The sequence below is a fragment of the Roseivivax isoporae LMG 25204 genome, assembly GCF_000521865.1.
Taxonomy (GTDB): Bacteria; Pseudomonadota; Alphaproteobacteria; order Rhodobacterales; family Rhodobacteraceae; genus Roseivivax; species Roseivivax isoporae.
The window spans coordinates 1-879 of record NZ_JAME01000133.1 but is presented as its reverse complement, the minus strand read 5'-3'; the positions used below and the strand labels follow the sequence as shown (position 1 = coordinate 879).

Sequence of the window (879 nt, the reverse complement as noted above, 5' to 3'; positions counted from 1 at the left end):
GCCGATGCCGTTGAAAAACGCCTGCCGTGGCGCTGGTCGAGTTGGCCGCGGAATGACGGGTGAGCAATAGGATCGGGGATTTCGATGGGATGCACTCGTCCGCCTCAGGCGGACGCCGCTCCATTGGTGCTCTGTGGCCGGAGTTTCGCCAGTTTCCGGAGGTTTTGGGCTATCGCCGCCAGTGTGAACTCGTCCTTTGAGCCGAGCGGGCCCCTGAGCCGGAGTCTTCCGAGACCCAAGATCCGCTTCAGGTGAGCGAACAGCATCTCGACCTTCTTCCGCCGCCGCTGTGCCACCTCGTTAAACGCGGAAGCCGTGCAGGCTCGGACGAAGTCTCGGACGATCTCGTATTTCTCACGATTGATGCTCCGCACGTCGGATTTCGGGCAGCACTTGGCTTTTGACGGGCAGGCCTGACAGTCCGCCTTCAGAGCTCGATACCGGCGCGGCCTCATCCCTGTCGCCGAGCGGGCCGGATCGGAATAGTTGCGCCGGGAATGCCGAAGCTCCTTGCCCTCGGGGCAGAGGTAGCGATCGCGTTCCTCGTCCCACGTGAAGTCGGACCGAGACCAGGTCCCGTCCGTGCGCTCGGACTTGTCGAAGACCGGGATGAAGGGAAGGATTTGCCGCTTCAGCGTCAGCCAGACGAGGTTCTCTTCCGAACCGTAGGCCGTGTCGGCAGCCAGCCAGTCCGGGCGGAAACCAAAGCGCCGCTCGGTGCGATCCAGCATCGTGCGGGCCGACCCGACCTCTGCCTGCCGCACCGATCTCGTCGCCTCCACGTCCATGATGATCCCGTGGTCGGTGTCGATCAGGTAGTTGTCGGAATAGGCAAAGAAGGCCGGCCCCTTGCGCGCGGCCGTCCACTGGCTTGCGGGG

1 protein-coding gene is annotated in these 879 nt (G+C 63.9%); it reads right to left on the bottom strand.

Annotation, left to right across the window (positions count from 1 at the left end):
* Nucleotides 1-104: 104 nt before the first annotated feature.
* On the bottom strand, nucleotides 105-879 hold a 775-nt coding region (locus tag RISW2_RS22975; protein ID WP_043775826.1), incomplete at its 5' end, for a transposase.